Below are 9,550 nucleotides of genomic sequence, written 5' to 3' on the forward strand. Positions count from 1 at the left end.
ATGAGAAAATTACTAAATAACTTTTGGATATTTGTAGCTCGATTGGTATTGCGCAATAGGTATCTATTTATAGGACTTTTTGTAGGAATTACCATATTTTTAGCCTTTCAGTGGAAATCTATTCGGATGACTTACTCAGAGGCGAATATGCTCCCTGAAGACCATCCTATAAGCAAGGAGTACGAACAGTTCCTGAAGCTCTTTGGGGAGGAAGGAAATTTGGTAGTAATTGGAGTAGAGAGTCAAGGGGTACGTACACCTGAACAGTTCAATAGCTGGAATGCCCTTGCCAAGGATTTACAACAATATCCACAGGTGGAGGGAGTGCTTTCCTTCAATACAATTAAGGAATTGGTGAAGGATACACTTAAGGAGCAATTTATCACCCGTGACTTTTTTCCTAAGGAGGTTACCTCCCAGCAGGAGCTAGATACACTCACTCATAAGCTTTTTGAGCAGACTCCTGTGTATGAAGGACTCCTCTATAATAAGGCTCATACGACCCTACGTATGGCGGTTTCTCTGCGTAAAGATATCATAAATACAGCTATCCGTAAAGACTTTATTCTTCAGGACCTTAAGCCTTTGATAGAGAAATATGAATCTCAGATGCAGACGCCTTTGTATGTCTCAGGAATGCCTTATATACGTACCCTTAGTACCGAAGTAATCACCGGAGAGATAGGCTTATTCATAGTAGGAGCTTTATTGGCTACTTGCTTGGTATTGCTTTTCTTTTTCAGGTCATTCCGAGCGATGTTTATTTCGATGTGTAGTGTGTTGATAGGGGTGATGTGGGCTTTTGGCTTTTTAGGACTTTTTCATTATGAAATTACGATTCTTACAGCAGTAATTCCTCCTTTGGTCATTGTTATAGGTATTCCAAACTGTATATTCTTGATTAACAGATATCAACAGGAAATTCACAAGCATAGATATAAAGCAATGGCGCTCCAGCGGGTCATTACTAAGGTGGGAAATGTAACCTTGCTCACCAACCTTACTACTGCGGCTGGTTTTGCTACTTTTATTATTACCGAGAGTAAGATTCTTAAGGAGTTTGGTATTGTTTCTTCTATTAGTATTCTGTGCTTATATGTGATTTCGCTTTGCTTGATACCTATTATCTACAGTTTTATGCCACTTCCGAAAGAAAGACATCTTAAGCACTTAAGCAAGCAATGGTTAGGAGGACTTTTGGGGGCAATAGAGCGTATCGTTAAGAAGCACAGATTTGCTACTTTTTCCGTGGCGGTTGCTCTTTTGGTGGCAAGTATTATAGGGATTTATCGTATACATATTTCAGGGAGTATCATTGAGGATATGCCTAAGAGTGAGACCTTCTATGATGATATTCTCTTCTTTGAAAAGGAATTTGGCGGAATTATGCCCCTAGAGATTACGGTGGATACAGGTAGGAAAAATGGAGTAATGCGCCCAGCTACCTTGGAGAGTATGGCTAAGTTAGAAGAATATTTGGAGGATATTCCTGAAATTTCTCAGCCTCTTTCGGTCGTAAAGTTGGTAAAATACGCTCGGCAGGCTTTTTATAATGGTAAAGCAGAATATTTTGACCTTCCTACTTCTCAAGAACGTACGTTTTTGCTCTCTTATATCAAAAATTCTAACGGAAAGGCAGATATGCTTCGTAGTTTGGTAGATAGTACAGGGCAGACGGCTCGGATAACTGTATTTATGAAAGATATTGGTACCGAAAAGATGCATCGTATAGAGGAAGCTATCGCTAAACAGACACAGAAACTCTTCCCAGAAGACCAATATAAAGTACGCCTTACAGGGAAAGCTTATATGTTTACCAAAGGAACAGATTATTTAGTAGGGAACCTCATACAGTCTTTGCTTCTTACTATAGGAATTATCGCCCTGATGATGTTCTATATGTTCCGTTCAGTTAAGATGGTAATTATTTCTTTGGTGCCCAATATGCTTCCTCTGCTTGTTACTGCGGGGGTGATGGGTTATGTAGGAATCCCTTTGAAACCTTCTACGATTCTAGTATTTGGGATTGCTTTCGGAATTTCTATCGATGATACCATTCACTTTTTAGCAAAATATAGACAGGAACTAGTACAGAATCATTGGAAAGTAAAACGTTCTGTATATGCTGCCTTGCGGGAAACGGGTATTAGTATGTTTTATACTTCTATTGTATTGTTTTTTGGTTTCTCCATCTTTACTTTATCAAGTTTTGGTGGGACAAAGGCATTAGGAGGGCTTATTTCTACAACTTTACTCTTTGCAATGGCAAGTAATCTTATTCTGCTTCCTTCCTTGCTTATTGCGCTGGAACGAAGTATAGCCAACAAACAAACCCTTATAGAACCTCATATAGATGTACTCGGAGAAGATGAAGACTAAGAACCCTATTTTACGTACATTTTTAAAATATTTCCTACAAGGAGTAGTGATTATAGGTCCCTTGGGAACTACTATCTGGATTATCTGGTGGGTATTCTATACGATTGATAATCTGATTCCTCACCTTTCAGCTCGTTTCCCAGGGTTGGTTTTTGGAATTATCCTCATAGGAACCACCCTGATAGGCTATCTAGGAAATCGATTTTTGGTAGGTAAGTTCCTAGTAGAAGGGCTTAACTATATACTGGAACATACTCCAGGAATAAAGTTCATCTATAAAACGATTCGAGAGGTGATAGGGTCTTTTATAGGGGATAAGCAAAAGTTCTCTAAGCCTGTATGGGTACGAGTGCAGGAATCGCCTGAGATTTGGCGTATAGGCTTTCTCACTCAGGAAGATATGTCTTTTGTGGAGCTCCCCGAGATGGTAAGTGTGTATTTGCCACATTCTTATGCTATTTCAGGATGGGTTATTCTCATTGATAAAAAGCAAGTAAAGCCAGCAGAAGGATTCTCTGCTAAGCAAGCAATGGAATTTGCTGTCAGTGGAGGAACGGTTCTAGGAAATAAAAATAAAGAGAAAATAGGGCAGAAGTCTTGATTTTTTCATAGAAAGTTGTATCTTTGTTCTGAAAATAAAAGAATATGAAAATAGGCGTCATAGGAGCGATGGAGAGCGAAATACAGCTCTTGAGGGAATATTTGGGAAATCCTCCAGCGATAAATATTCATAAATATGCTTTCTATCAAGGGAAAATAGGCTCCCATCAGGTAGTTGTTCTTCTTTCAGGGATTGGAAAGGTAAGTGCAGCGGTAGGAACTGCCTTGCTCATTGAGCATTTTACGCCAGATCTTATTATCAATACAGGAACAGCAGGAGGCTTGCAGCAGAGTAAGGTGTTTGATATGGTATTGGCTACTGAAGTACTCTATTATGATGTGGATGTAACTGCTTTTGGTTATGCCTTGGGGCAACAAGCTCAGATGCCTGAAAGTTATCTTCCTAGCCAGCAATGGTTTGATAAGGCAAAGGCAGTGGTGAGTAAGTATAGCCCGATTCTACACACGGCACCTGTAGTCTCAGGAGATGCTTTTGTACATAAGCCCGAGACTCGTCAGTGGATAGAAGCCCATTTTCCCGAAGCGCTTGCAGTAGAGATGGAAGCTGCAGCAATTGCACAGACCTGCTATCTGCTACAGACACCTTTTCTTATTATCAGGGCTGTCTCTGATAAAGCAGGAGAGGGTAATACGGTATCCTATGATACCTTTGTGGCGCAGGCTGCCCAGCTTTCAGCACAGATGAATATAGATTTTATTCAACACCTTTAATCTTCTAATAAAAAAATAATGGCAAACTGTATTATTCCCCCTCATTATCAAGCTCCTTATGGCATTATGGATACGGAGCGCGCTATCAAGTTTATCAAGGACTTCTTTGAGAGAGAACTCTCAAAGGCACTGAATCTTACTCGTATATCAGCCCCTCTTTTTGTGAAGCAATCTTCAGGACTAAATGACAATCTCAATGGAGTAGAGCGTCCTGTGAGCTTTCAGATGAAAGAGGCTCCTGAGGAGACTATTGAAATCATCCATTCCTTAGCAAAATGGAAGCGACTAGCACTGAAGCGTTATGGAATTCCTCAAGGAGAGGGAATTTATACCGATATGAATGCTATTCGTCGTGATGAAATTCTGGATAATACGCACTCTATTTATGTAGATCAGTGGGATTGGGAAAAGGTAATTACCGCTGAGCAACGTACTTTGGCTTACCTTGAGCAAACAGTTAGGAGTATCTATGAGGTTTTCCTTCGTACAGAAGCCGCTGTAGTAGAAAAGTATCCTAAGTGCAAGGCTTTTCTGCCAAAGGAAATCACCTTTGCCACCTCTCAAGAATTAGAAGATAAGTACCCTGAGCTTTCTCCATCGGCTAGAGAACAGGTATTTGCTAAAGAAAAAGGAGCTATTTTTATTATGCAGATAGGAGGTAAGCTTGCTTCAGGGAAAAAACACGATGGACGAGCTCCTGACTATGATGATTGGCAACTCAATGGAGACCTTATTCTCTGGAATCCTATCCTAGAAAGTGCTTTGGAACTCTCTTCAATGGGTATCCGTGTAAATGAGGCTTCTCTTCTCAAGCAGTTGGAAGAGGCTCAACAGGAGGCACGAAAAACCTTGGATTACCACCAGCTACTCCTAAGTGGAGCACTTCCTTTAACTATTGGGGGAGGGATAGGGCAGTCTCGTATCTGTATGTTTTTCCTTCAGAAGGCTCATATAGGAGAAGTACAGGCGTCTATCTGGACAGAAGAAATACTTGCCCTGTGTGAGCAACACCATATAGAACTTCTATAAGGAGATATTTTTGCTTATGAAAACCTTTTCACTTGCCCTCTCGGGAGGAGGTGTACGTGCTTTGGCTCACGCAGGATTACTCAAAGCCTTGGAGCAATATAAGTTTCGTCCGGTGGCTATTTCGGGAACTAGTGGTGGGGCTCTGGTAGGAGTTCTCTACGCCTCTGGAATAGCTCCTGAAGAGATTAAAGACTTCTTTAAGCAGACGCCTCTTTTTAAGTTTTCTATGCTCTCCTTTGGGAAAATGGGACTTATAGATAGTAATAAGTATCCAGCTTTGTTCGAAAAATACCTTTCTTGTCATACTTTTGAACAACTTTCCATACCTATAACAGTGGTTGCTACCAATTTGTTAGATGGAAAAGTAGCTTATTTCTCCAAAGGAGACCTGATTGCTCCTTTGATAGCTTCTTCTGCTTTGCCGCCTTATTTTTCTCCTGTAAAGATAGACAATGGTATCTATTGTGATGGAGGACTATTGAATAATTTCCCTATAGAACCTCTCAAGGGAAAGGGGGATATTCTTGTAGGAAGTTTCATAAATCCATTGGAGAAGATAGATGAAAAAGAGCTCAAGAATCCTATCAAGTTTTTCCAGCGTATATATAATGTTGTGATGGATGGTTCTTATGAGAAAAAGTTCAAGAAATGTAACTATATTTTTTTACAGGAGCTAGACAATATACGAGTTCTGGATACCAAACTGATAGATGAAGCTTTTGACTATGGTTATCAGCAAGCACTCACCCAGCTGGAAGCCTTAAGGGAATATTTAGAGAATTAAAAGAAAAAATTGTATCTTTGCAGGCCTGAAGATATTTTTATAAAATTTTTTAAAAATCAATGAATCCCGTATATATTACCCGAGCCAGCAAATACCTTCCTAATGCTCCTATAGGTAACGAACAGATGGAAGATTTCTTAGGAAAGGTAAATGATGCTTTTTCTAAAGCCAGACGTATCGTATTGAGAAATAACGGTATCCAAACACGCTATTATGCCCTTGATACAGAAGGCAATCCTACTCACTCCAATGCGAACTTAACTGCTCTTGCTGTGGAAGAGCTCTGTGATGCTACTTTCTCTAAGGAAGCAATAGAAGTACTTTCTTGTGGCACTTCTACTCCTGACTGCTTATTACCTTCGCACGCAGCGATGGTACACGGTTGCCTAGGAGGACACCCTCTAGAGCTTAACTCTAGTTCTGGGGTATGTAACTCAGGGATGAACGCTCTGAAATTTGGTTATCTTTCAGTGAAGTCAGGGAATAGTGTCAATGCTGTTTGTACAGGTTCAGAAAGGGTTTCTATGTGGCTCAGAGCAGAGAAATATCAGCAAGAAATAGATGCTTTATTGGCACTAGAAGAGCAACCTATTTTAGCTTTCAGGAAGGATTTTTTGCGCTTTATGCTTTCCGATGGAGCTGGAGCTTTTCTGCTTCAGAATACACCTAATTCCTCAGGGATTTCCCTAAAAATAGAATGGATGGAGGCTTTCTCCTATGCACACGAATTGGAAGCCTGTATGTATGCGGGAGGTGATAAGCTTGCGGATGGTTCTCTTAGAAGCTGGAGTGATTATCCTCCTGAGCAGTGGCTGAAGGACTCTCTATTTTCTATTAAGCAAGATGTAAAGCTCCTCAATGAAAATATCCTAGTGAAAGGAGCTCAGAGTATGGAAGTTGCTCTACAAAGGCATAAGCTCGCTCCTGAAGGAATTACTTATTTTCTCCCACATATTTCTTCATTATACTTCAAAGAACGTCTCTATGAAGCTCTTAAGAACCAAGGGATTGAAATACCTTTAGAACGTTGGTTCTTGAACCTTCCTAAGGTAGGAAATGTGGGGTCTGCCTCACCCTATCTGATGCTGGAAGAGCTGATGCATAGTGGGCTCCTTAAGCAGGATGATACAATATTGCTCTCAGTGCCTGAAAGTGGACGTTTTTCTTATTCCTATGCCTTCCTAAAAGTAGTTATCTGATGGAACCAATGTATCGAATTTATCCTAAGAAACGCTACCAGAGAACGCTGGCAATTCTAAAAAAAATGGCTCCTCAAGGACAAAAGATATTAGACTTAGGAATAAGAAACCCTTTCTCTGAGGTAATGGAAGCGGAAGGGTATCAGGTAGTTAATACCTCAGGGGAAGATTTGGACTTATACCCAGAACAGTTACAATCCTTCTCAGTAGAGATGGTTACAGCTCTTGAGATACTAGAGCACTTAGTGAATCCCTTTGGTGTTCTCCAGCAACTTCCTGCCAAGAAACTTTTAGTAACAGTACCTTTACGCTTATGGTTTGCTCCAGCCTATCGCAATCAAAAGGATCCCAGAGACTGTCACTATCACGAATTTGAAGACTGGCAATTAGATATGCTCCTAGAAAAAGCAGGCTGGCAAATAAAATACCGTGAAAAATGGACGCACCCTACCCAGAAATTGGGCTTTCGACCCTTGCTGAGGTATTTTGTACCTCGCTATTATGCAGTTTATGCTGAAAAAAAGGAATAATACCTTCCTTAAGACTTCTTATTATGAATATAAAGGACAATTATAAAGACTTTATAAGCCAATGTGAGCAATTGGATTACTCCAATACTCAAAAAATCTTCGATTATGCACTTAAGGATTTGTATAAGCTTTCGTCCGAATTATGTCTGATTATGATGGTAAATACCATTATCCAAGCGGAAGAGTGTCTGGACGAAACCATTCCAGAACTTCTATATACTATTGCCTCCTATGGGGGGAATATAAGTTCTTATATCTATATAAAGAGCAAGCTTATGGAGAGTGTGAATGACCCTAATTTCTATCATAAAGACGTATTGGAGGAAGTATTAGAAATATTAGAGAGGAAGTACGAAAAGATGAAAGTAAATCTAAAAAACTATGAAATCAACACTCAGTTATAAAAGCAATGATGCAAAAGTAATTGATTTTCAAACTTTTAGTAGAAGTTTATAATTTGTTTTATTATAACAAGAGCTTGTTGCTCCCTTTAATAAAAGAAAGCTCCATTTACTAGATTTACTATTATGTTTCTTTTCTAATCATGTAGAATCAGAAGAGTCTATTCTATTTTTTTTAAATACCTGAAGAGTTTATAATAGAGAAACTACATCGATATTTTGCTGATATTATAGATCATAAAGAATGAAACATTAAAAATATGAAAGTTATGATGATGAAATATTGCCTGAACTATGTATTCTTCTCTTAATAGGTCGCTTTGATGCAATTTACAAAGGGATAAAACAAAAGGCAGAAAGGTATGGAGAGCGTGCTATCCATGCGCCTATGGAAGTTATTTCGTATATCATCGCCTCGTACAAATGGGGGTATCTTTTTGATAATATGGATAAGAGTATTGCCAGAGATGAAGTTAATGCGCAAATGAAATTACTAAAAACACTACAAACACCAATTTATCTAAATAAAAATGGATATATTAGAAATCCCTATAACTATGATGTATTGTCCTTTTTTGGAAAAAAGCAGAAGTAGTTATTAATCCAACAACGGGTAAAATTATATCTGTTAATCAACTTCAACTAAAAAAGCAAAAAGATTATGCAAAGAGTGAAATTAACGATAAAACAATATTATTTTTTGCAAGATTTAATAAAAAAATCTATAATTACTAACGTTTTCTATAAGGATAATCATATAGTCATTATTGAGTTATCTGAAGATGATATGGATAAAATAAGAGATTTAGCATTAGATTATCTCGATATATATGGCTTTGATAAAGATTATGAACTGACAGAATCAGGAAAATTGGCAGAGGAACTGGTAGACAAATTGTATACTTAGTCCTATATCTATAAAAGAGACATATATAGACCAATTTTATAATTTTACAAAAAAGTCAATGAGAAATATTCTGTCGTAGTTCCTTTTGATTTTAATGATTACAATGATTTATCTCAATACATAGTTGAAAACGATTGATTGATATATCTTTAGAAAGAACTTATACCCTTAAAGGGAAGAAAATAAAATTAGGAAAGTAGCTGGTACTCAGTTTATCTTATGCAAAAAATCAATGAAATAATTGTAGAAATAGAGAGAGACAAAGATTGTATGGTTCAAAAATTGTCTATACCTCATAAAAATGTGCCTTCAGGACTTCCTGATGATCTGACGTTTTATTTGGAGAACTATCATTCTATTGTTTTCTTTCCAAAGGCTCCCTATTCCATAAAAATAGTGGGGCTAACAGAATTTGAAAGAGCCAATAAAGTACTTATAGGAGAGGAACATAAGGAGAATATGAGTCATAATTGGTTTCTCATAGCTGATGATAGCCACTCTCAATATATCACCATTGATTTGTCAAAAGACAGATGGGGATATTGTTACGATAGCTTTTGGGATCGCTATGGAGTAGTAGGCGAGCAGGCTATTATTGCTAAGAGTTTTACAGAATTGTTGGAGCGAATCTATGCTTGCAAAGGACAACAATGGTACTGGCTACAAGAATATTTTATCTCATACGGAGATGCTTATGATGCTATATAATGTAGCACTGTACAATAATGAAAATCAACGTTTATTTATAAAAAACTATGAAAGAAAAATTATTTATATGGTTTATGACTACAACACGCTGGAGAGCAGGGGTGCCCCAGTTCTTTTACAATGCTGAGTTATCGGATTTAGAAAATCCTACTAATTCTGATTGGAAATATATGAAAAATGTTCCTTCTCAGATGCTTCTTACCTATAAAAACAAGGGAAATGTTAGGTTTGACTGGGTTTTCTATAGAAATAGAATAATGGTTGTCTCAGAAGAGTTTTTA

12 protein-coding genes are annotated in these 9,550 nt (G+C 38.0%); all 12 read left to right on the forward strand.

Features of this window, described 5'->3' with window-relative positions:
- Positions 1–2,379 carry an MMPL family transporter gene (locus RYK20_RS07035; protein ID WP_314894908.1) on the forward strand — a complete coding sequence of 793 codons (2,379 nt, stop codon included), beginning with the start codon at positions 1–3 and terminating at the stop codon, positions 2,377–2,379.
- On the forward strand, positions 2,369–2,980 hold the full coding sequence (locus RYK20_RS07040) for a DUF502 domain-containing protein (RefSeq protein ID WP_311456776.1): 612 nt from the start codon (positions 2,369–2,371) through the stop codon (positions 2,978–2,980). Before RYK20_RS07035 ends, RYK20_RS07040 begins: the two co-directional genes overlap by 11 nt.
- Positions 2,981–3,024: 44 nt before the next feature.
- A complete protein-coding gene (locus tag RYK20_RS07045) occupies positions 3,025–3,711 on the forward strand; it encodes a 5'-methylthioadenosine/adenosylhomocysteine nucleosidase (protein ID WP_314894909.1) in 687 nt (228 codons plus the stop codon).
- A gap of 18 nt (positions 3,712–3,729) precedes the next feature.
- Positions 3,730–4,740 (forward strand): aspartate--ammonia ligase, encoded by a 1,011-nt coding sequence (asnA, locus tag RYK20_RS07050; RefSeq protein WP_311456772.1) that lies wholly within the window; start codon positions 3,730–3,732, stop codon positions 4,738–4,740.
- Positions 4,741–4,756: 16 nt separating this feature from the next.
- The gene (locus tag RYK20_RS07055) at positions 4,757–5,524 is read left to right on the forward strand and encodes a patatin-like phospholipase family protein (protein ID WP_314894910.1); all 768 of its coding nucleotides are present in this window, start codon (positions 4,757–4,759) and stop codon (positions 5,522–5,524) included.
- A gap of 59 nt (positions 5,525–5,583) precedes the next feature.
- Positions 5,584–6,723 (forward strand): beta-ketoacyl-ACP synthase III, encoded by a 1,140-nt coding sequence (locus tag RYK20_RS07060; protein WP_314894911.1) that lies wholly within the window; start codon positions 5,584–5,586, stop codon positions 6,721–6,723.
- Between the two features lie 8 nt (positions 6,724–6,731).
- Positions 6,732–7,253: a methyltransferase gene (locus RYK20_RS07065; RefSeq protein ID WP_314894912.1), complete on the forward strand. Its 522-nt coding sequence runs from the start codon at positions 6,732–6,734 to the stop codon at positions 7,251–7,253.
- Between the two features lie 23 nt (positions 7,254–7,276).
- The gene (locus RYK20_RS07070; protein WP_314894913.1) at positions 7,277–7,657 is read left to right on the forward strand and encodes a hypothetical protein; all 381 of its coding nucleotides are present in this window, start codon (positions 7,277–7,279) and stop codon (positions 7,655–7,657) included.
- Between the two features lie 280 nt (positions 7,658–7,937).
- Positions 7,938–8,249: a hypothetical protein gene (locus tag RYK20_RS07075; RefSeq protein ID WP_314894914.1), complete on the forward strand. Its 312-nt coding sequence runs from the start codon at positions 7,938–7,940 to the stop codon at positions 8,247–8,249.
- 66 nt (positions 8,250–8,315) lie between these two features.
- The gene (locus tag RYK20_RS07080; RefSeq protein WP_314817387.1) at positions 8,316–8,561 is read left to right on the forward strand and encodes a hypothetical protein; all 246 of its coding nucleotides are present in this window, start codon (positions 8,316–8,318) and stop codon (positions 8,559–8,561) included.
- A gap of 219 nt (positions 8,562–8,780) precedes the next feature.
- On the forward strand, positions 8,781–9,269 hold the full coding sequence (locus tag RYK20_RS07085) for an SMI1/KNR4 family protein (RefSeq protein WP_314894915.1): 489 nt from the start codon (positions 8,781–8,783) through the stop codon (positions 9,267–9,269).
- A 47-nt stretch (positions 9,270–9,316) separates the two neighbouring features.
- On the forward strand, positions 9,317–9,550 hold a 234-nt coding region (locus RYK20_RS07090), incomplete at its 3' end, for a hypothetical protein (RefSeq protein WP_314894916.1).

It is taken from the genome of uncultured Capnocytophaga sp., from assembly GCF_963525585.1.
GTDB lineage: Bacteria > Bacteroidota > Bacteroidia > Flavobacteriales > Flavobacteriaceae > Capnocytophaga.